Source organism: Salibacter halophilus, from assembly GCF_008806325.1.
In the GTDB taxonomy this organism is placed as follows: domain Bacteria; phylum Bacteroidota; class Bacteroidia; order Flavobacteriales_G; family Salibacteraceae; genus Salibacter; species Salibacter halophilus.
In genome coordinates this window covers 112,972-135,157 of the sequence record NZ_WACR01000002.1, presented here as the reverse complement: position 1 = coordinate 135,157, position 22,186 = coordinate 112,972, and the positions used below count along the sequence as shown (strand labels likewise).

General features: G+C 36.5%; 25 protein-coding genes. 2 read left to right on the top strand and 23 right to left on the bottom strand.

Annotated elements, in window-relative coordinates; translation table 11 throughout:
• Positions 1 to 90: 90 nt before the first annotated feature.
• Positions 91 to 429, top strand: coding sequence for a hypothetical protein (locus tag F3059_RS02725; RefSeq protein ID WP_151166409.1), 339 nt, complete (start codon positions 91 to 93; stop codon positions 427 to 429).
• A gap of 2 nt (positions 430 to 431) precedes the next feature.
• Entirely contained in the window at positions 432 to 1,265 is an 834-nt protein-coding gene (locus F3059_RS02720) for a tetratricopeptide repeat protein (RefSeq protein WP_151166408.1), read from the top strand.
• On the opposite strand, the gene F3059_RS02715 is transcribed toward F3059_RS02720, so the two are convergent.
• The 23 genes from F3059_RS02715 to F3059_RS02605 all read right to left on the bottom strand — a co-directional run bounded on the left by F3059_RS02715 (position 1,247) and on the right by F3059_RS02605 (position 22,161).
• Positions 1,247 to 2,302, bottom strand: coding sequence for a GNAT family N-acetyltransferase (locus tag F3059_RS02715; protein ID WP_151166407.1), 1,056 nt, complete (start codon positions 2,300 to 2,302; stop codon positions 1,247 to 1,249). The two genes, F3059_RS02720 and F3059_RS02715, sit on opposite strands and share 19 nt — an antisense overlap.
• A gap of 69 nt (positions 2,303 to 2,371) precedes the next feature.
• Entirely contained in the window at positions 2,372 to 3,568 is a 1,197-nt protein-coding gene (locus tag F3059_RS02710; protein WP_151166406.1) for an AbiH family protein, read from the bottom strand.
• Between the two features lie 152 nt (positions 3,569 to 3,720).
• Entirely contained in the window at positions 3,721 to 3,999 is a 279-nt protein-coding gene (locus F3059_RS02705) for a hypothetical protein (RefSeq protein WP_151166405.1), read from the bottom strand.
• A gap of 5 nt (positions 4,000 to 4,004) precedes the next feature.
• Positions 4,005 to 4,712, bottom strand: coding sequence for a hypothetical protein (locus F3059_RS02700; protein WP_151166404.1), 708 nt, complete (start codon positions 4,710 to 4,712; stop codon positions 4,005 to 4,007).
• A gap of 406 nt (positions 4,713 to 5,118) precedes the next feature.
• The gene (locus F3059_RS02695; protein ID WP_151166403.1) at positions 5,119 to 5,436 is read right to left on the bottom strand and encodes an antibiotic biosynthesis monooxygenase family protein; all 318 of its coding nucleotides are present in this window, start codon (positions 5,434 to 5,436) and stop codon (positions 5,119 to 5,121) included.
• Positions 5,433 to 6,017, bottom strand: coding sequence for an NAD(P)H-dependent oxidoreductase (locus F3059_RS02690; protein WP_151166402.1), 585 nt, complete (start codon positions 6,015 to 6,017; stop codon positions 5,433 to 5,435). Before F3059_RS02690 ends, F3059_RS02695 begins: the two co-directional genes overlap by 4 nt.
• 58 nt (positions 6,018 to 6,075) lie before the next feature.
• Positions 6,076 to 6,651 carry a Crp/Fnr family transcriptional regulator gene (locus F3059_RS02685; protein ID WP_151166401.1) on the bottom strand — a complete coding sequence of 192 codons (576 nt, stop codon included), beginning with the start codon at positions 6,649 to 6,651 and terminating at the stop codon, positions 6,076 to 6,078.
• Between the two features lie 126 nt (positions 6,652 to 6,777).
• On the bottom strand, positions 6,778 to 7,263 hold the full coding sequence (locus tag F3059_RS02680; protein ID WP_170265002.1) for a hypothetical protein: 486 nt from the start codon (positions 7,261 to 7,263) through the stop codon (positions 6,778 to 6,780).
• 66 nt (positions 7,264 to 7,329) lie between these two features.
• Positions 7,330 to 7,959 (bottom strand): hypothetical protein, encoded by a 630-nt coding sequence (locus tag F3059_RS02675; protein ID WP_151166399.1) that lies wholly within the window; start codon positions 7,957 to 7,959, stop codon positions 7,330 to 7,332.
• Positions 7,960 to 7,964: 5 nt separating this feature from the next.
• Complete coding sequence (locus tag F3059_RS02670) at positions 7,965 to 8,702, bottom strand: carboxypeptidase-like regulatory domain-containing protein (RefSeq protein WP_151166398.1); 738 nt, start codon at positions 8,700 to 8,702, stop codon at positions 7,965 to 7,967.
• A gap of 114 nt (positions 8,703 to 8,816) precedes the next feature.
• Positions 8,817 to 11,105 (bottom strand): tetratricopeptide repeat protein, encoded by a 2,289-nt coding sequence (locus F3059_RS02665; protein WP_151166397.1) that lies wholly within the window; start codon positions 11,103 to 11,105, stop codon positions 8,817 to 8,819.
• Positions 11,106 to 11,161: 56 nt separating this feature from the next.
• Positions 11,162 to 11,497 carry a hypothetical protein gene (locus F3059_RS02660; protein ID WP_151166396.1) on the bottom strand — a complete coding sequence of 112 codons (336 nt, stop codon included), beginning with the start codon at positions 11,495 to 11,497 and terminating at the stop codon, positions 11,162 to 11,164.
• Positions 11,498 to 11,501: 4 nt separating this feature from the next.
• The gene (locus F3059_RS02655) at positions 11,502 to 12,422 is read right to left on the bottom strand and encodes a hypothetical protein (protein WP_151166395.1); all 921 of its coding nucleotides are present in this window, start codon (positions 12,420 to 12,422) and stop codon (positions 11,502 to 11,504) included.
• A 91-nt stretch (positions 12,423 to 12,513) separates the two neighbouring features.
• Positions 12,514 to 12,993, bottom strand: coding sequence for a hypothetical protein (locus tag F3059_RS02650; protein ID WP_151166394.1), 480 nt, complete (start codon positions 12,991 to 12,993; stop codon positions 12,514 to 12,516).
• 39 nt (positions 12,994 to 13,032) lie between these two features.
• Positions 13,033 to 13,779: an NYN domain-containing protein gene (locus F3059_RS02645; RefSeq protein WP_151166393.1), complete on the bottom strand. Its 747-nt coding sequence runs from the start codon at positions 13,777 to 13,779 to the stop codon at positions 13,033 to 13,035.
• Positions 13,780 to 13,901: 122 nt separating this feature from the next.
• The gene (locus F3059_RS02640) at positions 13,902 to 14,813 is read right to left on the bottom strand and encodes a T9SS type A sorting domain-containing protein (RefSeq protein WP_151166392.1); all 912 of its coding nucleotides are present in this window, start codon (positions 14,811 to 14,813) and stop codon (positions 13,902 to 13,904) included.
• Positions 14,814 to 14,907: 94 nt separating this feature from the next.
• Complete coding sequence (locus F3059_RS02635; RefSeq protein WP_151166391.1) at positions 14,908 to 16,008, bottom strand: DUF6920 family protein; 1,101 nt, start codon at positions 16,006 to 16,008, stop codon at positions 14,908 to 14,910.
• Between the two features lie 96 nt (positions 16,009 to 16,104).
• Positions 16,105 to 16,635 (bottom strand): PEGA domain-containing protein, encoded by a 531-nt coding sequence (locus F3059_RS02630; protein WP_151166390.1) that lies wholly within the window; start codon positions 16,633 to 16,635, stop codon positions 16,105 to 16,107.
• Between the two features lie 161 nt (positions 16,636 to 16,796).
• On the bottom strand, positions 16,797 to 17,141 hold the full coding sequence (locus F3059_RS02625; RefSeq protein ID WP_151166389.1) for a single-stranded DNA-binding protein: 345 nt from the start codon (positions 17,139 to 17,141) through the stop codon (positions 16,797 to 16,799).
• A 205-nt stretch (positions 17,142 to 17,346) separates the two neighbouring features.
• Positions 17,347 to 17,943 carry a class I SAM-dependent methyltransferase gene (locus F3059_RS02620; RefSeq protein ID WP_151166388.1) on the bottom strand — a complete coding sequence of 199 codons (597 nt, stop codon included), beginning with the start codon at positions 17,941 to 17,943 and terminating at the stop codon, positions 17,347 to 17,349.
• 122 nt (positions 17,944 to 18,065) lie between these two features.
• On the bottom strand, positions 18,066 to 19,661 hold the full coding sequence (locus F3059_RS02615) for a BCCT family transporter (protein ID WP_151166387.1): 1,596 nt from the start codon (positions 19,659 to 19,661) through the stop codon (positions 18,066 to 18,068).
• Between the two features lie 144 nt (positions 19,662 to 19,805).
• On the bottom strand, positions 19,806 to 21,296 hold the full coding sequence (locus tag F3059_RS02610) for a T9SS type A sorting domain-containing protein (RefSeq protein WP_151166386.1): 1,491 nt from the start codon (positions 21,294 to 21,296) through the stop codon (positions 19,806 to 19,808).
• Positions 21,297 to 21,378: 82 nt separating this feature from the next.
• Positions 21,379 to 22,161 carry a DUF4919 domain-containing protein gene (locus F3059_RS02605; RefSeq protein WP_151166385.1) on the bottom strand — a complete coding sequence of 261 codons (783 nt, stop codon included), beginning with the start codon at positions 22,159 to 22,161 and terminating at the stop codon, positions 21,379 to 21,381.
• Between the last annotated feature and the right edge of the window lie 25 nt (positions 22,162 to 22,186).

Genomic DNA, 22,186 nt, shown 5'->3' with positions numbered 1-22,186 from the left:
TTTTACTGCTATTTCCCAAAAAATTTCACCACCGTAAAAAGATTACGGTGTGGGCCGGTACGTTTGTCTCAACTTCAAAATTAAAAGGAGATGAGACAAGTAAAAAGTACAATTCAAAATTGGTTTCGGTCAGAGCCGGTTCAGCAGGCTATCGTTTTCAATGGCGCACTCTGCGGCATCAAGCGTTACGATTTACCGGTTATTTATCACCACTTGCGTGAAGGTGTGGATCTCACATTGCGCGTGGAGCAAAACAACTCTATCGCGGCATATTTCAAAAACTTCAAGATCGGTTACATTCCGTTTAGTGAACACCGCACAATAAAAGCAATGCTGGAGCGCGGCTTTTCTGTATCGTGTCGTGTTTCTCGTGTAGTGCGCGAAAAGTATCTCCCAACTCAATCTTTAGAAATCCAAATAACAGCGTAATCATGAAACGTAACGAGATTAAAAAATACCTGAATAAATTCGATCGTCCGGTTCATGTTTCTATTGAGAACTGGCTCAATTTTAAGCTGTGGGCATTTGAGGCGTGGAAAAGTCACATGATGTGTCAGCACTGGATGTACAGAATCGAGATCGAAAGTTTTACGCAATACGAGATGTTATGCCAAAACGATGAGTTGATTATTCCGTCAAAATGGTTGAAGGTGAAACAGAACGATCAGCTCGAGAATGAACTCAACAGACTTCACCAGCATGCTTTGGAAGCTTACCGAAATGGTGATTTTGAAGTTTGTCAGACCCTCATTAGCAAAGGAAAGGTGATGTGCAATACCAATTTGCGATTTAGCGAATTGACGATGGATTGTGCTGCAGAACTTTCGGATTGGGAATTAGCGGCTACGGAGGCGAATTGGGCTCTGACCGTGAATCCTGCAAACGCAAGAATTTTTGGTAAACGTGGAAGGTATTACCGTGAGCTGGGAGATTTTGAACAATCGGCTCACGATTTTGAGGTTTCACTGGCGCTGAACCCAAATCAGGAGAAGATCAGGTTTGAGTTGGCTGAGATTTACTTCGCTCAAAAACGCTACTTTGAAGCATTTGAAGTGGTGAACGAGTGTTTGCGTTGTGGAGTTGAGACTGAGGCGGAGCTGGTTCTGACCGCGAGAATTGCAGAGAAACTAAAGAATTACAAAACAGCTAATGAACTGTATTTTAGAGCTTATCTGAAAAATTCATTCAATCCAAAAGTGGTAAAAGGACTCGCGAAAACGGCTAAGTTTTTACGTGATGCGCGCAATTACAGACGAGCTTCGTAGAGCATTTGCGCCATTTGTTCGGCATCTGGCGTTGTGCCGATGTGCTGTTCAAACTGGTAGAGTTGTGTGAGGTAGGTGTTTTCATCGAGCAAATCGGGTGTGATTTGCATATCGAGGAGTGAATCTTTGAGCGGACTCTCGCGCACGATGTGAGCGCTGAACTGACCTTTTTCAAAGTGGTACTCGGCAAGGAGAAAAAAACCGGGCATGGCTCCCGGGAGCAAAAACACAACGGTACTTTTGGTAAATGTTTTGGTGTAAGGCTCAATGTAGCCCAGCGTGTAAAACGGATTGAGTCGTTGAATGAAAGGTAATTGTTTATCGGTCAGAGCCCGTTCCAGTTCGCGCATTTTGGCGGTGATCCTGTTGGCGGGGAATTTCGATTTATCGATCTCTGACAGTGGACGCCACACATTTTGGCGGTTGAGATATTCCATCTCGCCCAGTCTCAATTTGTAATCAAATTCATTGGAGTGATCGAGGATGTATCCCGGGTAGTAGTAGCGGAAACCGTGTTTTTTGGCAAATTCTACTTCAGCCACCATCGTGAATGTTCCCAGGCTGTACTGACTATAATCCTTATCGTATATCCCAATAAGACTGGCAACGCTTTCTTCTCCCAAATCGAACAGGGAATAGGCGATGAGTTTTTCGCCATCGTACACTTCAACTTCCCAGGTATTGAAAATAGTATTGGTGTGGCTGGGCATGAGGAATTGATCGAGATCCTCGAACAGGAATCCTTTGAAACGCTTTTTGTGATGACGGTAGAGGTCTTCTTTTTCTTTGGTTAGACTAGCTCGCCTAATAACCACTTCAAAATCGCGTTCTACGCGGTTGCGGATTTTCCTGAAATTTCGCTTTGATTTGTATTCACTCAACGGCAGCCTGATATTGACAATAGACTGCACCTTCTCATCAAGGCATATCACCTCAGAGTGGTGGAGCAACAGGCTATTGCGAAACCAGCCACGCGAGAGATAGAAATCGAGATCACTCCCCGAAAGGGTTTTAGGAATATAAAACTGTACTAACACTACATCTCAAAAATAGTCTTTTTGACGGGGATTCAAAATTGAGAGCGGAGAATGAGTGTGAGAGTGAGATTAAATAAATTTATTTGATAAATTATCTCCATATACATTAAAGACATTAATTAATTCTTCTGAATCAATTGATATAAACTTTAAAGTTCCTTCTTTCATTAATCTTTGAATTTCTTTATGGTCTCTTACATCAATTAAATTAATTAGCATCTCAGCTTTTGCCAATTGATCGTGATAAAAGACATAGATATAATGTTTATTGTTTACTGATGCTTTATTTATGAATTCAAAAATCTCATTTATATAATCTGCATCAGATGAACTCAATGAATGACCAAAAAAGTAAAAAATGAAATCATCTATTTCATTATCTTTATATTTAGATAAAAATGTATAATCTGTGTCGCTATTAAGCTTTTGATAATATTTTGTAAATGGTATGTAATATTTGTAATCAATATTATCATCAGGAGTTTTCGGTACTCCCATTACAATGTTTTTATTTTTTATGTCACCATGAACAAAATCAGTTTCGATACCTTTTGTATAAATCTCACTAAACGATGGCGTGTAGTTGAAAGTAAAATGCTTGTCTACTTTATCAAATGGTAGTTTTTCTAAATCATTTTTTTTATGATCATAAAATGGATCAATAAAGGTTTCTATATATTCGCAAAATAACTCTTTGAATTTATTTAATTCTTCTAATAGATATAAAGTTAATTTTTGAATATTTACTCCTATGTATTGTGCGTGCCTTCGTCTTAAAAATTCAGAATTGAATTCAACATTTCTACCATAATCAAGTTCTATAATAAGATCGAAGCTCTTAAATGTATTTATATGCTCTATATTGTTAAGGTCTATTTCTTTTTTACTGAGAATTAACTTTTTATTAACTGATCCTCTTGCACTTATAACTTCTCTAACTTTTTGAATAAATTGAAAAATGTTATATAACGTATATTCCAATTTTTCTTCAAAGTCAATCCATGAATCAATCTCGTGTTCTCCTTTTAAGTAATTGAACCATTTATTTTTCGTTGCTTTTTCATTTATTGATTTGATTTTATCACTATTAATTTCAAACTCGTTAAAATTTTCTTTTAGCGTTTCGAATAAGCTACTTTTTTCATATATGTCATTAAAAGAATCATTTTCATCTATATTTTTAAGAATAGAGATGAAGTCTGTAAATGATGTGGGTAACCCAAGACTTAAATCAAAGCCATTTCCAGTAATAAGTATTTTTTGCATTCAGGATTATTTGTTCTAAGTGATTTTCAAAAAAAATGTAAACTATATATATCTTAGTATAATTATTTAAATATTTAATAAAAAATATGCTTAAGATTTGAACTTTTTAGGTGCTCAATATTGTGTTTATAATCTGATTGTAAATTATATTACTAAAATAAAGAAGCCAAGGATGGAACCTTTTTAGCAATTTTGACAGCAACATCTCCTAACTCTTTAATATCTTCTACTAATTGAGCTTTGGTAATATTTTCTTTAGAAGCTTTTTCCACAACTTTATTAAGAACTGAATATGTTCTGAGATCTTCTGTATCGGGTGTTACAGAATCTACTTCCTCTTTAGATAGTCCATTTAAATCGTTCAACTCTTCCTTGAACGCACCATCAAATGCTGCATCAGCTTCTTTGAATAACTCACTGAATTTTCCCATATTACTTAATTTTTATTTGTTATTGATTTAATTTTATCAGAGATATCTTTTATTTTTTGAATTGCATCATCACTTTTGACATCTATTTCTTTTGCTTTTTCAAGGCTTGTACTTAGAGTTTCAGAAGTCCTTAGAAGCATATTGTTTAAATCTTTATCTTTTCCTTCCAGGCCAATTATGCCTAATGCTTCTTTTTGACTTTCCTTGACTTTTCTTATAGATTGAAGGTATCCTGTTAGATTTGCATTAGCAAGAAGTGCGTTTTCATATGATTCATCAATTTTATTTAATAGCTCTCTTTTTTGTTTCATTACTGGGTTAAGTAATTCACTTCTTTTAGCTTCAATTTGTTTTTTTGCATCTTCAAAAAATTCAGTCATGTCATTGACAGCATTCTGGGTCTCAGCCTTACCGCCAGTTTTACCGGCTGTCTCAATAGTACTGTAAATAGAGCTTTTCCCATTTTTATATTTTTCCATTTGATCTTTGAGTACATAATGAATTACAAAAGGGGAGTAGACATCATTTATGAAAGAATTAATATCATTAGCTAATTTACCATAATATAACTCAACCATATTTCTATGAGATTTGTGTAAAATGGCTAAGTCATTCCCAAGTACTTTAGACAGCTCTACAGTTTCTTTTGGGATTGTAGCACACGAGCTTATCATTGTTAACGTTATAATTATTTGTATTAGCCTAACCCTCATATCACTGACTTTTACATATTTGAAATAATATTTGTCTTAACTATGTTTCTCAAACATAACTAGTTTAAATAAACATTACAATTTGTTAGCTATGGAGTTATAAACACTTATTCAACATTTCTATATTGCGAAAAGCTAGAAAGTATTTTTTTTAACAGTGACAGATTGGGGGCGTCCAACTTTAAACACATCAATAATGTGACAGAGATGAAACTGTATGCTTTATTTATCACAAGATAGTTTAGTAAGATGAAAATATCACCATTCACCTTTCAGGTGTATTTTTTTACTCTTGTTTGCATACTGATGTTGAGGACAAGCTTTAGTATTCAAGTTAGCTTTGGGATCTGAAGATGAGGGAAGACTACCTAAGTGGATTTGTTTCAAAATAGGATTAAACTTGGCATTATTTTTCAAAACCGTAATCTCTTTCCACTTTTGAAATGCGGGTTTTGTAATGCTTGTACCAATCAGATTTCCCTTTTTGTTGAGCAAATAAGTGTTCAGAATTTAGTTTCCATTTCTTGATAGATTTGAGGTCTTTCCAGTATGAAACTGTTATACCTAGCTCATCTCTTGCGTTTTCAACTCCAAGAAACCCCTCTTGCTGAGACGCTAACTCAACCATTTGTTTGGATATTTCAGCGTATCCATTGTCACCTTCGGTTCTGACCGAAGTAAATATAACTGCATAGTATGGAGGATTAGGCGTTTTTGCTATCATTTTAGTTTGTTTCCGAGTTTTTCAACTTTTGTTAACCAACTATTTCTGAACTCATCATTAGAGTTTTTGATAGTTGATATGTAAGTGACTTTAACAGGGTTTATTCCACAAAATTGTAAAGTTCCTTTTTTAAACTGGTTAATAGCTGGACTTTTCATAAACAGAATATTATACCATTTTGGTGTGTCTGCCGTGATGATGATTCTCCCAGTTTTTTCTTTTAGAAGCTTTCTAGGCAATGGTTTTCCTGGAACAAATTCAAAGAAGATTCCTGGTAGAAAGGTCCTGTCTATAAAGCCTTTCAAGATTGCGGGATATCCATACCACCACATGGGAAATACCCAAACGATGTGATCTGATTCTTTGATTTTATCAATAGATTTTTTGAGGTCTGGCTCTAGTTCAGTCCTTTTACGATATCCAAATTGTAAATTGGGGTTGAACTCAAGGTCTCTTACGTTGATTATGTCAACACTTGCATTTGTGCTTTCAGCACCTTTTCTATAAGCTTCAGCTAATCCAAAATTATAACTTTCTTTATCGGGATGACCGTTGATTATTAATATCTTATTTCCTTTCATTTTGAGTTCATTTTGTGCAAAAGTGATGCGTGGCAATGAATATGAAAAGGACAAATGTCTAATAAGCGATATTTTTTCTCAATCGGCTAAGGTGTCTTTGGGTTATTCCTAAATAAGAGGCAATGTATTTTAACGGTACATATTGCAAGTATTCAGGGTGGTTTGTAATCAATTCTTCATAGCGTTTTTCAGCAGATTCCCTTTGAAGTGTGAGTAGGCGGTGTTCCATAATAACATAAGCCTGTTCAGCAAAATGATTTGAAAATTCAAGCCATTTTTTGCTGGAATTAGTGAGTTTTAATAATTGCTCTTTTTTGATGAAAAGGGCTTCAGTTTCGCTTAATGCGTGAATGTTCTCAAATGTTTTTTCACCTGAAATAAATGAAGAATAAGCTGTGATAAAGTTGTTGGGAAAGGTCATACAGTATGTTACTTCTTCATTATTACTGGAAATGTAATAGTTTCTCACAATTCCGGAATTGATAAAGGCAATCCACTTGCAGGTTTTACCAGCTTCAAGGAGTATTTCATCCTTTTTAAAATGTTTTGAAACAAAGTTGCTTAGTCCGAACGAAATGTCTTCATCAGAAAAGCCACCAAATGATTTGAGTATGTTTTCTAAGTTGCTTTTCATGGTTTTGGAAGAAGCTTTTTCTCAATTTTTGTAACTACAAAGCAAGTTAGTTTTTTGTGTTGGGAAAAAGTAATTGTAATGTTTTTAATTCAATTAGTAACATTTGATATGTTTTAATTGAGTGGTCTACTTTTTAACAAGCTTAACAGTATTTAACTTCCAGAATTTTGGAAGATATGACTCAGCTGTAATTACTTCATCAATATGGATAGATTCCAATTCTTGTTTTGTGTAAAGGCCTAACGAACTCCTTGATGCGGCTCTCATTTCTGCGTGTTCAACACTTTGTAAAGTTGATTTAAAATCTGTATTGTAAGTGTTGATGAACCGGACTAGTTCTTCAAAATTCTCCTCAATAATTTGATAGTCAAATGCCAGGAGATAAGACATCTCTTTTCCATGTTTGGTTAGGAACTTGAGATCAACAGTGTCTTTTCTATTGAGATTGATTATCATGAGCTCATTCTCCTCATCAGTAGGAGAGAGGGTTACTCCGGCATGTTTAATCTCAAACGCTTTCTCATTCTTTTTAAAGATAATGCCAACATGATCTTTAGGTATCGAAGAGCAGGCGCTTAAAAATGCGACAGCTAAAAATGAGAAGCATATCAAGCGGCTGGATTTTATAATGTGCAACCTAGTTAAGATTCTATAAAAAAGCATATTGAGTTTTTTAAATCATACTTTCTTTATCTCGATGTATCCTAAAAAGCGCTTTACTTTTTTCTTTACATCCTTATCACTTTCAGACGTTTTCTCATTTATTAATCTTCTCAATTGGGCGAATTCTTGAATAGGGTTCTGACCCATCTCAATTTCATATTGAACAGAGGAAGCTACATTTAAAAGGTCGCCACACTCCTTTCCTTTATCGCATTTTATTCTTTCGAAAAATTCTACGGGATATTCTTTAATATACCTAAGACTGTAAGAACCGATAATTTGAGCAAGGGCTCCATCAGATTTTTTTACAATGGCTAAATATGCAGGGAAGTAATAATCTCTGGTGGCTTTGTTAGAATCAGAAATACTATTGAGAATTGAAAAAGTGACTTTGTTGTCAGCAGGTTCAATTGAGTCTGAAACAATCCATCTGGCGACTTTTTTCAAATCTTTATCTGCTAAATAATGATATGAAAGAGGATTGGAAGTCGAGTCAGAGTTACTGTTGGAGACATGTTCATTCAATTCACTCGCTAAATTCACTTGCTTGACAGGCTTGTCCTTCTTTTTCTCAGCTAGTTGTGAACAGCCTAAAAAAAAGATGGATAGGACTAAGATAGCGAACAGATTCAAATGATTTTTCATTGAGTTTATTTCCAAAACTTCCACCACGGTTTCTTTTCTATGATTTCGACTTCTCCCAATAGTTGTACTTGTGCTGTCATTTTTATTGTCAGGGCTGAGGTCAAAGGAAAATCGGAAGCCTGTAAAGTGATACTCTTAGGAGCATAACCAACGAACGCCAGTCTTATTGTTATTTGATCTGTAATTATACTATCGGGGATCATAATTTTATATTGGCCATCTATGTCTGAAGAGTTTCTAATATCAGTGTCTTTAACCCAAATATTAGCAAATCCAACAGGCTCTTGAGTTTCAGAGTCAATTATTTTACCCTCAATAATATATTTTGAAGTGTCTTGTGAAGGTTTGTCGGATTCAATTTTACTAGTGTCAGTTTTTGATTCTTTGAGATGGTTATAGACAGATTGAACAACTTCCTGATCTGTTGTTTTGGTTTCCTGTGCATTTAGTTCATTTGTTGCTCCTAAAAGGAGTAAGCCGGGAAGTACTTTTGAGAAAGCTGACGAGCTCAATTTATTATCCGGCCTTCGATAGACTCTGTTGAGTTGATTGTTTGACAACTTGCCACAGATATTTTTGGAACGCTCATCAGTGATCATTTTTATGATCTGCTGATCAGTCATTCCTGTAAAATCTGTAACACTCTTTGAGCACCTGGAGCAAAACCTTTCTAATTCTCCGCCTGTCATTTTCTCCCAGCTTTCGTTACATGGAGTTCCTATCTTGAGTCTATATTTTTTCATCAGTCATGAGAGTATTACCATCAAATCTAAGGCGTTTAAAAAGTAGATGCAATTATTTATGTCACAAGGATAATTCTGACAGATAAAAACTTCAGGAATTAGTAAAGCTACTTTTTACGAGTAAGATTTCAGTTTCTCTTTTACCAAATCTATTTTATAATGATCATCAAATTTATTGGAGTAGTTTTCAAGTGCTTTATTGTAGTAGTTTATTGCTTTGTTTTTGAGTTTTCTGCTTTGATATAATTTGCCAAAGGCAAAATAGATGTCACCAAACAAGTCATGACTTGGATTTAGATAGGCTTCACTTATTTCCAGGGCTTCACTTAGCATTCGTTCTGCCTCGATTAATTCTCTTGTATCAATTTTTAGACTAGCATGGTTTAAGAGTACAGTAGCCTTATTGGGATGTCCTTTCGTGAAAAGGTTTGAATACAGTTTATTAGATTCTGAGAAAAGAGAGTCTGCCTTGTCATATTTTTCAAGAGCTGTCATGGTTAGTCCCAGGCCATTCATGGCTTTTGCTCTTGAGAGAATTGAGCTTTTACCAAGATTATCGTTTAATTCAAGTACTTTACTATATAATGAGTCTGAAGACTTGTAGTCACTTAGGTGATAATGAACATTAGCAGAGTTATTTAGTAGGTATGATAATGTTGGCTTGTTCAGTTTACCGTAAATATTTTTAGCACTATTGATTGATTTTGCATTATAATTATAAGCTACATCAAATTTTGTAAGAGAAACTTGCAATTGGGATATATCAGATAGTATTTCTGGAAGCCTATAATTATTTTTACCATATGTTTTAATAATTGTACTTAAATTATCGAAATATAGCTTTTTAGCTTTTTGATAATTTCCAATTTCATAATTAATATGAGCCAACTGATTTGAATAATCGACTAAGTTTTGACCAAAGTTCTTTTCACTTATCCTTTTAGTGATCTTTATGCTTTCAAGAGCTTCTTGATATTTTCCTTGTTTTTTCTTTGAAAGAGATTTAATGTAATGAATTTTAGCAAAATTTTGGTGATCTGTATTTAGAAGTTTTTTGAAACATTCTTCACATACTGAAACCAATGAATCTCCTTTACTAAAATTATTGATAGTGTGTTCGTAATAGGCTTTGGATAGTATAGAGCTACAATAATATGTTGTATTATTTTCAACTTTTTTTGAAGCTTTATCAATATACTTTTTAGCGAGTATTAAACTATCCATATATAGATAGTTATGAGCTAATCTATGATAGTTATTTATTATGTTATTCTTTCTTTCTTCCTGAAGAGATAGAATTTTGAATATTTCATTACTTTTTTTTATCGCCTCATTTGAACGATTGTAGTCAGCTTGTTCATGTAATGACTCACCCAGGTTAAGTAGTATTAATGCAGATTGAGTATTTGGATTTTTGTGTATGCCAAGAGCTTTGTGAAATAATGAATCAGCCTTATCGTACCTTTTTAAGCCTTTGTTGCAAAGGGCTAAGTTGCTTAATGAATAGGCCTTTGCATAATTCCAACCCGAAAAATCACAAGAATTTAAATTTTTATTTGCCTTATCATAGTATTTAAGTGCTAACTCATAATTTCTCTCATTGAAGTATTTATCAGCTTTACATTTATATGCTTCATATAACCCTTCAAATGTCCCCTCTATTTTTTTAAGTTGGGATTTGTTAGGGGCCTCATTGACTATACTACTCTTTGATTTTTTGCTTTTGATATAACCAACGTTTGATTGTTGAATTATTTCTTTTTCACTATTTATATCATTATGCTTACCAAAAGCTATTTTGTCATCGAATTGTTCTAGCCATATCATACCAGCTTCATTTCCCATTTTAGCATAATACATGGCATCATCACAGTTTCCATTTTCTATTGCAGCATCATATTTCTGCATGTAGTTAAACATCACCATATTATTAACGAGGTGTTTATTCCCGTTATTTATGATCGATAACAATTTGCGAAAAGGTTTAAATGAAGGAGGGGTATAGGAGAATATGCCGACAATAAGGAGGATAATTGAAGACCTAACAAAAATTGGTTTGTAGCCTTGCCATACGTCCTTATTATTAATGATTAAATAAAATCCTAAAATGAGGAATAAAATAATGTTTGGGATTGGAAGGACTTTTTGTGCTACGTCTCTGTATATTCTAAATGTAAATGGAAGTACAATTATAGATGCACAAAAAGCCACTCCCGCAAGAATAGGGATAACAATCTTTTTAGTTTTAGTATTGAGTAGCCAGTATCCACCAAATAAATATGATATTCCAATCAATCCGCATAATAATGCAGTTAACATAGTTTTAGCCTTAAAATATGGAATTAATTGTATACCTAATGCAATTATAAAGAGAATGATAAGTGCTTTTTCGTACTTCTTCAATTGTTATGATTTTGTAATTTTGTAAGGATTATAAACAAAAAAGCCTAATTCTAAATTTAGAGTCCATATTTATTTACTTCCTTTTCTCCCCATATATTATCTTTAATGCAATAGATTACCTCGCAATTCTTTTTTTGACCACATACTGGGTCGATATTTCCCCAGGCGTAGTTGCACGTTCCAATTTCATTTCCTTTATTGTCATAAACTTTACTTCCGGCATCATATGCATTTAACTGGCCAACATAAATAAGTTTTCCATTATATTGGCATTCACTTATTTTTCCATTTTGATATTTTTTGAAAACATCATTAAGTGTGGTTTCTTTTTCTCTGCTACAACTGAGAGCTGATAGAGAGATTGTTATAAGTATTCCTACAGCAGCTTTCATATTCTTAAAACCTTCTCGATAAACTAAATCCAACACCAACCTGGTTTTGTCTTGTGGGGTAGCTGTAAACTCCCCACGAAGTTTTTTTGACTTTGGGTCTACGGTTAGAAATCAAATTGTAAGTACTCAAAAGCAAAGTTGTGGTTCCAATGCCAATATTGATCAGGCTAGTGGTCTTTAAACGGTTGTATTCATCGTGGATATAAGGGGATTCATATGCTTCAGGGATTTTGATTACTCCCAGCATAACTTGTCCGGCACCTGAGACTAGTCCGGCTATTGGCATTGCTTTAGATGATGGGGAATTACTAATTTGAGTCGCATTAATGGTTGCCAATGATACATTGACTCCGCTGAAAACTGTTGAGGATATCTCGTAATTTTTTGAAGGTTGGTAAGAGTAAGCAGGCTGAATCATAGCACATTCCTTTAGTGTTAAACCACTTTTTGCAACCCAGTTTGCTAGCTCAGGTAAATTGATATCCATCAAATAACTGTATTGGAATGAAGAATTGATCTTTTCTGCGAATTCTCGCCCAGTTGTTTGTTCTATGAGATAACCGACTGCGCAAATATTTCCATTCTTATCGATGAAACAGGGCCTCCTTTCATTTGGATAGTCATAATTGACAGGAAACTCTCCGGCAGACCTGTAATCTTGCAATAAATCGAGCATCTCCGCTCTTCTTTTTCTGAGTTCTGGAGATAGATCACTCACATCCTTTTTGCGGAGTTTTTCTTCAACGTATTTAAGATGTGTTTTAATTCGGATTTGTTCATCTGCATTTTTATCGGGTTCTGACCCAAACTTTTCTACATAACTGATGTCACCGATAACAGCATTGATAGAATCTTTATCTGGCTTTTGATTACAGCCCAAAAGAAAAAAGCACACTGTAAATGTGAGAAATATGGTTGTTTTCATAGCAGTGTTTTTTGATTCAAACTGATCAGGCAGGTTTTAACTGATTCTTGCTAATGTAATAAATATTGATAAACCTGTCCAGTAGCTAGACCTATTGACGGTGATATTTACTCTCAATAAGTTCTTTTACCTTGAGTAATTGATTTGTATCAGATTGTAAAACCGTTTCAATTTGGTCAGATCCATTCTGAATTCTAAGATGACCCAACCGTTTTTTTTCTGGATCATTATGAATGATTTCAACGTTGATGGATTCAGCTTTTAATTCTGACCCGGCACCTTTGAAATATTTGTAATTCGGTTCGTATCTGATAATCTCTTTTTCGAGGTAAATGAGCTCTTTACCATAAATATTCCAAAGTACTATTCTGGTCATAAATGCTCCAAGTGACCAGAATATCATGTAAGAAGCAAATATGCCAATATGAAGTTCTTTTCCTATTGAAAGAGCCAGGATAGTAGCAAGGAGAGGAATTAGACCGCATGTAACAACAAGGGAAATAAGTACGGTTCTGATTAGGAGAGGAGTTTTTCTGTGATTGATTGTTATTCTATCATCTTGTATTACCATTCTATAATTATGGAGTAGAGAAGTAACCTATTAATACAACTACTTATTCTTCAAATAAATATGCCTGATGTTATTTCTTCCGGTTTCCTGTTCCTGGATTTCAAATTCTCCGGTGCTTTTGATCAACGGATACAGCTTTTGGAAGCCGTAGTTACGCGGATCGAAATCGGGTTTTTTCTTGAGAATAAAACTACCCAGAGAGCCCAAAAAGGCCCAGCCGCTGTCATCTGATATTTCATCAATACTCTGCTTGATGAGTTTCACGAGTTTACGGTCTACTTTGCTCACCGATGAAGATCCGGACTTGCTTTTCTTTTGTTTAGTCGATTTTTCTGATGGTTCTGACTCTTGTTCTTTTTTCAGAATTTCGATGTAGATGAACTTGTCACACGCTGTTATGAATGGTTTTGGCGTTTTCTTTTCGCCAATTCCTATGACGAGCATAGCTGCTTCTCTGAGCCGGGTTGCGAGTCTTGTGAAGTCGCTGTCGCTCGATACAATGCAAAAGCCGTCTACTTTTTCAGAGTAGAGGAGGTCCATCGCATCGATAATTAGTGCGCTGTCACTGGAGTTTTTTCCGGTTGTGTAACTGTACTGCTGAACCGGTGTGATGGCATTTTCCAGAAGGACTTTTTTCCAACCTGAGACATGCGGCTTTGTCCAGTCTGCATAGATGCGTTTGATGATTGGACTACCATACCGTGCTATTTCGTCCAGCATTTCCTTGATGTTGGCATATGGGACATTATCTGCGTCAATTAATACTGCGAGTTTTTGATCTTTCATAATTGTGTTTTATCCTAATTGACGTTAATGCAGAGAAGTTCTAAATTCAAGACAGACTTCAATCAGTTACTGATTTTTCAAAGCTAAAGGATTTTAAGTTGATAGTTTTTAATTTATAAAATTTACTGTTTCACTAGTTTTTGATATCCTAATACTTGATTGTCTCTCTTTATCTGAATGAAATAAACGCCTTTATGAATTGATGATAGTTTTAACTTTTGGTCAGAACCATCAACATTCTTTGATTTGATCAGTCTTCCATTAAGATCGAACAAAGAAATATTGAATTCATTAAAGTCTGAAATACTTATTGAGACATACGTTTCAGCTGGGTTTGGGAATACATCAATTTGAATTGATGAGTTCACTTCATCAATTCCAGACCAGTCGTAAACAAGGTCACATGAGTCTGCAAGACCTGTTGAATAAAGACCCAAATCACCATCTTCGTAGCACCTCAAACCTTCTGATGAGTTCATGTCACAGATAATGTGACTCATAGGATTCCAATTAAACATGTATTTCACATCACCTATTTTCTCAATTATTGTTGATGAATGTGTTCGATTCCTGTTCTCATCAATTTTCTCATAGGTTACGTGAAGACGTCTAAGGCTCTGACCATTAATTTGAATATTTGAAACAGAGTCAACAGTAGTAATCAATGAATCGAGTTCGTCATCTTCGTCTGTGTATTCGAGAACCCAGCTATCTGAAGGCTGTGCATCGAAAACGTAAAGAGTTTGAAAGTTATTAAAGGTTGTGTCGTAATAGAAAACAGAGTCATTTGAGGAGTACATATACTCGGTAAAATCTCTCAAATTACATTCAACTTTGTGTCTTTTAGTTATTTTCCTACAACTCCTTCCATTTATAACAGTATCCTTTACTACTGTAAACTTAATGTAGTTTTTGTCGCCACTGAAGGCATATCCTTCACCGTAGTACCATTCAGCACCAATTGGCGCAAAATCCTGAGCGTAAAATGAACAAGTTGTAATAATCAAAAATATGGTAAGTAGTGTTCGGTTCATATAATTTCATATTAAGTTTGGTTGTAAAACTATTAGAATCACAACTGTATATCTTATACTCTCAAATCTAAAGATTTTAAAAAAACAGATGCAATTATTTATGCTTTTTGTTTGATTTCACGTTGTACTCCAAATGATCAATATCCAACTTCAACCATGTCCATTCATCATCATCTAGTAACCAGCTGGCTTCGAGTATATAGGGAAGGATGAACCCATTGAACTCTTTGTGGGCTAAAGCTTTTACAGTCCATCGTTTCTTTTCCGCATTTTCGCCAGACTCGTAGTAGCGCATTGCAGTGAATTTTTCAAAATTCCCTTCATTGTCAAAGTGGAAAGTTCCTGTTCCGGTAGTGCCATTGTAGGTCATGGTAGCTCGTGCACTGCGATCATCCAGTTTTTCCCAGTTGATGTACTCATTTCTCGCTGCAGATGGAAACCAGGAAATTTCTGCCAGGAATCGTTGAAGCGTTGCCTCATCTACTTTTGAGTTGTCCTGAACGTTGACAACCGGTATTGCAGAAAAAAGCTTAATCTGCATTTCTCCTTTTCCGTTTTCAAATTTATCTCTTCCGCGAACAGGCATAACCGGATTCATCTTCATCTCAATAGACCAGTGAAAGGAAGGAGGATAGCTGACGTAATATTGATCTGCTGTGGCGCTGTACCAATCATCCTGCTCAGGCTTCATTTTAATCTGAGCCGATTGTGTGAGGTAAACCGTTTGAATTTCAGTAGAGCTATCCACTCCGGTTTTCTCGAGCAATTTTTGAACAGGCTCGGGTAGTGTTGATATCGGGTTTTGTTTAGCTTTTTGGTCAGATCCTGATAGCATGCTAGCCCTTTCACTCCTCACCATATCAGTGAATTGTTGGTCAGAAAAAGCGAGTAGCCCAAAAATGAAAATAATGACATTCAGTATTGTTCCAAATTTTGCATCCTGCCATACAGAAATAATCAGAACCTGGGAAGTTATAATAGCAAGCAGAATAAAAATCCACCAGTATTTGAACTGGAGTTCAAACAGGATCAGAGAAATAACAAACAATACCGAACAAGTGAGCCAAAAGATTCCGCTTGTTTTAGAGATAGGCTGAGTTATAGCCTTGAATTCCAAAAAGTTAAAAGCCTTGAAGAATCCCATAAAATGGATCACTGAGTGTACTAAAATGAGCAAGTATGCAACAGTCTTCATTTTCTTGTTTCAATAATTTTTAGTCGAGAACTTGCTCAGTAGCATTTATTATCTGAGAATATTTGAAGCTATTTGCCATTAATTGCGATGCAAATTTTATTTTTCATTGAGTATTTTTTCTTTTTCTCTTTTAAATTCTTCTTCTGTTAGAATTCCTTCATCTAATAACTCCTTTAACTCTCTCAATCTGTCAGCTTTTGACTTTGATTGTTTTTCAGTCGGTTCTTCGCTTGATTTAGGTTCCTCAGGAGCTTCATCGACTTCTTTTTTCTCTTTCTCTTCTGTGATGGGTTCTAGCTCGTAAGCATGAATAGATTTATATTTCAATCCCCAAAGAGCAGGTATCAGAAAAAAGAATCCGGCAATGAGCGGACCCGGATTGGCTTCTTCATCACGGCAAAATCTCGTGTTCAAAGTTTTGTATCCTTCTTTCTCTATCCGAACAGATGTACAACTGCCAGCGATTCTTGTGTCGCTGTGTTCGTAAGGTGTTGTGCCAACCGGCATATCATCGAGGTAGAGTTTAGCTCCGCTGGGTTCTGATTTAATAAGTGTAGTACTTGCGCAACTTGAAAACAGTATAATAAATGCCAGAAAAAAGACACCTATTTTTAAGGTAGTATTCATAAATAGGTTAGATTTTAAATGTTCGATTGTTTCTATTTTTCAAATATAATCGATCAAATCAAAAAATATCTAAACAAGTTTTGATTTCCCAATCATTGTAAAAAATAAAACTCCTCGAAAAATGAATTCCGAAGGGTTACTTTGGAGGGATTGAGAGATCTTTATTGATCTTTCTTTTTGTCTAACAGTAAAACCTCATTTGCCACAACTTCAGTAGCATAGCGTTTATTGCCGTCTTTATCTTCCCAGGAACGGTTGTTGAGTTTTCCTTCAATAACTACTTCACTTCCTTTTTTGATGTATTTCTCAGCAATGTTTGCCAAACTTCCCCAGGCTACAACATTGTGCCATGTTGTGTTTGTTACCTTTTCATTGTTTCCGTTGCGGTAATGCTCATTTGTGGCTATGCTCATGCGCGCCATCTTGCGATCTTTTTCAAATTCCTTGATTTCTGGATCAGCACCCAGGTTCCCGATCAACTGTACTTTATTAACCATTCCGTTCATAATTGTAAGTTTTTAAAAGTTTGTTGATCACAAATTTGTGGCGATACCCTAAAACTTTCCGAATACGAAACGAATGAGTCCGTAAGGAAACGTGTTTAAACGGTTTTGTTGTTGGAAAACAGTTCGTTGTGTTTTTTTTGTGTGAAAATGTGAATGAGCCTAATTTATACGGCTAAGAACCCTGTTGCTAAGCAAATTAATCAACTCACTTACTGCCCAGCAATCTGATTACTCGAGCTTCTCCACTGTGACCTGGGCCTTCATTTAACTCGGTAGCTTCCTCGTAAATATTGATTCCCTCCAGTTCACCAAAGTCTTCTTCTAGCATCTCACGGGTGTAGAGCATTGACGGATCTTTAGGTCCGCCCGAAGTAAACCGCAATTGATCTGGTGTAAAAGCCTCGAGTATGAGTTTACCACCTGGTTTCAATGCACGCGAGAGCTTGCGGTGAATCTCGGCTCTGACCGATGGTGGAAAATGCGCATAAATAAGGGCAATAGCATCGTATTCTTCTTCGGGAATTTGAATTTCGGTCAGATCACCGTGAATGGTATCGATCTCAACGTTTTTACGATTGGCGAGCTCAGTCGCTTTTTGCAGTGCACGTTCACTAAAGTCAACGGCTGTAGCCTGCCAACCTTCACTTGCTGCAAATACTGCGTTTCTGCCTTCACCATCGGCAGGGAGAAGGATTTTGCCGGGTTTCAAAACAGCCAGTTGCTCTTCTAAAAATTCATTGGGCGACTCGCCATAACGGTACGACTCGTCTTTGTACATCTCGTTCCAAAAATCTGATTTCATGCCTGCAAAGGAAATATGTTTACACAACTAATTGTGTGACGAAAGTAACAGTGTGGGGTTAATGTTTAAAGTTTAACGTTTAATGATTAGAAATACATGTCCCAAATGTCAGGAGCAGGATTTCAATCGTCATCATCTTCGTTTTCCTCAATGATTTCTCTGTAGTTGTATTCCCACGTTGCCATTCCTCTGCGCTGTAACCTTCTAATTTTCATGCGCATGTTTTTGCGTTGCTCTCTCCGCAGTCCTACAACAAGTGAGTAACCCATTATCAACAAGAGCATGGCAAATGGGAGGGAAGCGAGCATTACGGCTGTTTGCAGCGTGACGAGTCCGCCACCTATCAACAAAGTAGCAGCCAGAGCACCTTCAGCGAGCGCCCAAAAAATGCGTTGTCCAACAGGAGCGTCTAGTTTACCGCCAGATGTGATGGAGTCGATGACAAGTGAACCACTGTCAGAACTCGTTACAAAGAACCCGATGATCAGTAGAACACCAACAAAACTCATGAGTTTGCTGAGTGGATAGTGACCGAGCATATCGAAAAGAGCTGTGGAAATATTTTCATCAACTGCTTCGCCTATTGGAGCTAGTCCGTTGAGCTCCAAATAAATGGCTGATGAACCAAAAACGCTAAACCAAAAGAACGAAAACGCTGTAGGCAATAGCACAACACTTACGAGGAACTCGCGAACGGTTCTACCTTTAGAGACCCTGGCGATGAAAATTCCCACGAACGGACTCCATGCGATCCACCAGGCCCAGTAGAAAATAGTCCAGTTATTTTGCCAGGCGGTTTCACTGTAAACCTCAGTGTAAGAGCTTATTTCAAGCAAGTTTTGAAAGTAGAGTCCCACATTCTCGATGAATGAATCGAGCAGGTAAACGGTTGGGCCGAGGATGAGCATACCAAAAAGGAAGATCACCGATATACGAATATTGGCTTCACTCAGAACCCGCACTCCTTTGTCTAGCCCAAGTATTACCGATGTAGTAGCAGCTAGCGTAACGAGCGTAATGATGATTACCTGGGCTCTGACCGTGTCCTCCGTTCCAAAGAGGAAGTGCATTCCTGAACTGAGCTGTTGCGCTCCAAATCCGAGCGTTGTTGCGAGTCCGAATATACAGGCGATAACTGCGAGGATATCCACAACATCACCAATTGGACCGTAAATTTTGCGTTTGAGTATGGGAGCAAAAAGTGATCTGACCGATAACGGAAGTTTTCTGTTGAAAGTAAAGAAGGCGAGTGAGAGCGCAACCATTCCGTAAACGCCCCACGGGTGTACTCCGTAGTGGAGGAATGTGAACTGAAAGGCTTGTTCAGCGGCTTTCACTTGAGAACCGACCGGCTTTGGTGGCGCGATGGTGTGTTGGATGGGCTCGGCAACTCCAAAATATACCAATCCGATTCCCATTCCGGCAGAAAAGAGCATCGAATACCACGAGAAATTGGAGAACTCCGGTGTGGCTGTTGGTCCGCCCAGCCTAATTTTCCCGAGTTTTCCAAGAGCTATGACCAGCGCCATTATGACCATTGTGTTCATCACGATAACGAAGAACCAGCCTACGTTGTCATACAATGCCATTTGCCACTCGTCAAAGAGTTTTTCAATAGGCTCGCCCACGTATAATGTGATGGAAACGAACAGTATAATGATCAGAGCCGAGGGTACAAAAACCGGTGTGTGAAAATCGAAATACTTCTTTTTTGCCATGAGGGCGAAAATAAGAAGAAGAGAGAGGTGCTGGTAATATTTCGTGCAGAAAGTTGTTCTTTGAAGCTTTCAGTTATTTGAATGGAATAAAACTTCTCCATGAAAATCGTCTAATCTATTAAATCACCTTACTATCAGTTTTCATTACTCTTTAACTAATTTAAAAACCGACTTATTACCCTTTCCATCTGAAATTTCAACAAAGTAAACTCCGGGAGACTCATGGATTTCGTGATTGATGTGATTTGTTTTGTGGTACTGTTTTTCCTGTAGGAGTTGGCCGGTAATGTTGTATAATCTTAAGGTGACAGGGTTCTGAAGATCATTAAGATCTACTGAAAAGATTCCTTTTGTAGGATTTGGGTAGATTGAAATAATGTCTTCATAAGTGTTTGATAAATCTTCATAATTTGTTGGATCTTGATATTCAAACACCTTTACTTGTCCGGAACTTTGAGCGATATCACTATTTCCTATTGCACCTACAGCAAATCGTTTAGCATTTTTACTCAATGAAACTGATCGTCCTAACTGGTTGTTTAATGTATCTCCATAAACACTTTGCCCCAGTTGTGTCCAGCTTGATCCGTCCCATTTGTAAACCTCTGCTTTACCGGCAGCGTTTCCGTTTGTATAGTCATAATTATCACTTATAGCAATTGTATCTCCTGAAGAGCTCAAAGAAGTGGAATAGCCAAAATCCTGTGAATTTGAGTGTCCATGGATATTTGAACCTTTTTGTAACCAGCCATTGCCAATCCATTCATAAACTTTTACAAGTCCATAGGGGGCACCATTGATAATACCGGTAGCGAATGTATTTCCCTGATTATTCATCGAAACTGAAAAACCAAAACCACCATTTACGGATAAGCCGTTTAAATCGGTTCCTTTTTGCATCCAGTCAGATCCATTCCATTCATACACTCTCACCTGACCTGAGTTTAAAGCGATGTCACTATTATTGATTGCTCCGGCAACAAATAAATTGCCATCTGCACTCAACGAAACAGACGAACCGAAGTAATCACCAGCGTTTTCACCGTCAATGTCAGATCCTTTTTGTTGCCAATTTGTTCCGTCCCACTCGAAGACTCTAACCTGACCTGCAGTTGATCCACTATCATCATTAGAAATAGCCCCTATCGCAACAATATCTCCATTGTTGCTGATTGATAGCGAATTGCCGCTGCCATCACCTGCATATTCACCATCAATATTCATCCCTTTCTGAATCCATGAGGATCCATCCCATTCATAAACCTGAACGTGACCGGAGTTGACACCATTTCCGTCATTTCCGGGAGCACCTATTGCGATAGTATTGCCAGCGGAATCGATTTCAACAGCTGTACCAAAACTATCACCCATAGACTCGCCATTAATATCCTGTCCTCTCTGAACCCAGGTATTGCCGGTCCACTCAAAAATCCTCACCTGGCCGGCATTATTGCCGGAATCATTGTTACCGTATGATCCAACTGCAGCAATGTTACCATGATGGTTTAGAGAGACTGCATTACCACAATAGTCATCTATTGATTCACCATTGATGTCAGCTCCCAGTTGATTCCATTGAGCATTTGTTCCTAAGGAAAAGATTGAAGTAATTAACAAGAGAAAGGTGATTTTCATGTCTTTATGAAGGTTTTAAAATTTAAGAGATTAAACGCAAGATAGTTAAAACAGAGATTAAAGTTTGTGATAAACGTTACATTTATTCAGGTGATATACTCTCATTTAAATCACTGGCATTTTCTTTCTTTTGATTATCTTCTTTATCCTGATTTTTCTTTTCCTCCTCAATATTATCTTCATCTTTGAACATACTTGAAACTGCGTTCAGGCATGGACTTACATCAAAGTAGAGCCCCTCAATTCCGTATTTGTTTTGTTCCACAGTCAGGTAGTCATAATGCTCTATCAGTGATTGTTTACCGCCAAAATCAAGGTCGACAATATTCAAAATAACATACTCATGTGATGGGGTAATGACATAGAAAGAAGTTTTCATTTCATAACCATCTCCAGAGCTTAAAATGGCATCAATAACTGAATTGTGCTGTGTTAGCCTTTTATTGTATTTGTCTTTCATCTCCAGGTCTCTCAATGAGTGTAGTTGATAGTAGATTGCTCTGAGGTCAAATGGATTAGACATTAATGAAGAATCTGCAAGTTGAATTATTTTAAGGTTATCATCCTCAGTTAGTTCCTCTTTTTGCCTAATACTTCTTATGCTGTCGTTAAAAACAGAAAACGGATAAGGTGAGTATTCATCCTGAAAAGTGTACCCGTAATAGATATGTCTTTTTTCTTTGAGGGATAATGTAGTGTCGCCACTCTGAAAACGAAGCATTAATGAATCATAAAAAAGACTGGATTCTTCTTTGCTGATATTCTTTTCAATCTTTTGGTAATTGGGCTTTTTGAAATCTTTCTTTTGAGAAAAGCCATCCAAACCAATGATAATAATGATGGTGAGGAACAGTAAACGTTTCATAGTTAAGGGGTTTGTTTTGACTATT

Bases quoted from the DNA above. Each gene is read 5' to 3' on its own strand.
- F3059_RS02725 (WP_151166409.1), top strand. From the start codon at position 91: ATGAGACAAGTAAAAAGTACAATTCAAAATTGGTTTCGGTCAGAGCCG.
- F3059_RS02720 (WP_151166408.1), top strand. From the start codon at position 432: ATGAAACGTAACGAGATTAAAAAATACCTGAATAAATTCGATCGTCCG.
- F3059_RS02710 (WP_151166406.1), bottom strand. From the start codon at position 3,568: ATGCAAAAAATACTTATTACTGGAAATGGCTTTGATTTAAGTCTTGGG.
- F3059_RS02705 (WP_151166405.1), bottom strand. From the start codon at position 3,999: ATGGGAAAATTCAGTGAGTTATTCAAAGAAGCTGATGCAGCATTTGAT.
- F3059_RS02700 (WP_151166404.1), bottom strand. From the start codon at position 4,712: ATGAGGGTTAGGCTAATACAAATAATTATAACGTTAACAATGATAAGC.
- F3059_RS02695 (WP_151166403.1), bottom strand. From the start codon at position 5,436: ATGATAGCAAAAACGCCTAATCCTCCATACTATGCAGTTATATTTACT.
- F3059_RS02690 (WP_151166402.1), bottom strand. From the start codon at position 6,017: ATGAAAGGAAATAAGATATTAATAATCAACGGTCATCCCGATAAAGAA.
- F3059_RS02685 (WP_151166401.1), bottom strand. From the start codon at position 6,651: ATGAAAAGCAACTTAGAAAACATACTCAAATCATTTGGTGGCTTTTCT.
- F3059_RS02675 (WP_151166399.1), bottom strand. From the start codon at position 7,959: ATGAAAAATCATTTGAATCTGTTCGCTATCTTAGTCCTATCCATCTTT.
- F3059_RS02670 (WP_151166398.1), bottom strand. From the start codon at position 8,702: ATGAAAAAATATAGACTCAAGATAGGAACTCCATGTAACGAAAGCTGG.
- F3059_RS02660 (WP_151166396.1), bottom strand. From the start codon at position 11,497: ATGAAAGCTGCTGTAGGAATACTTATAACAATCTCTCTATCAGCTCTC.
- F3059_RS02655 (WP_151166395.1), bottom strand. From the start codon at position 12,422: ATGAAAACAACCATATTTCTCACATTTACAGTGTGCTTTTTTCTTTTG.
- F3059_RS02650 (WP_151166394.1), bottom strand. From the start codon at position 12,993: ATGGTAATACAAGATGATAGAATAACAATCAATCACAGAAAAACTCCT.
- F3059_RS02645 (WP_151166393.1), bottom strand. From the start codon at position 13,779: ATGAAAGATCAAAAACTCGCAGTATTAATTGACGCAGATAATGTCCCA.
- F3059_RS02640 (WP_151166392.1), bottom strand. From the start codon at position 14,813: ATGAACCGAACACTACTTACCATATTTTTGATTATTACAACTTGTTCA.
- F3059_RS02635 (WP_151166391.1), bottom strand. From the start codon at position 16,008: ATGAAGACTGTTGCATACTTGCTCATTTTAGTACACTCAGTGATCCAT.
- F3059_RS02630 (WP_151166390.1), bottom strand. From the start codon at position 16,635: ATGAATACTACCTTAAAAATAGGTGTCTTTTTTCTGGCATTTATTATA.
- F3059_RS02625 (WP_151166389.1), bottom strand. From the start codon at position 17,141: ATGAACGGAATGGTTAATAAAGTACAGTTGATCGGGAACCTGGGTGCT.
- F3059_RS02620 (WP_151166388.1), bottom strand. From the start codon at position 17,943: ATGAAATCAGATTTTTGGAACGAGATGTACAAAGACGAGTCGTACCGT.
- F3059_RS02615 (WP_151166387.1), bottom strand. From the start codon at position 19,661: ATGGCAAAAAAGAAGTATTTCGATTTTCACACACCGGTTTTTGTACCC.
- F3059_RS02610 (WP_151166386.1), bottom strand. From the start codon at position 21,296: ATGAAAATCACCTTTCTCTTGTTAATTACTTCAATCTTTTCCTTAGGA.
- F3059_RS02605 (WP_151166385.1), bottom strand. From the start codon at position 22,161: ATGAAACGTTTACTGTTCCTCACCATCATTATTATCATTGGTTTGGAT.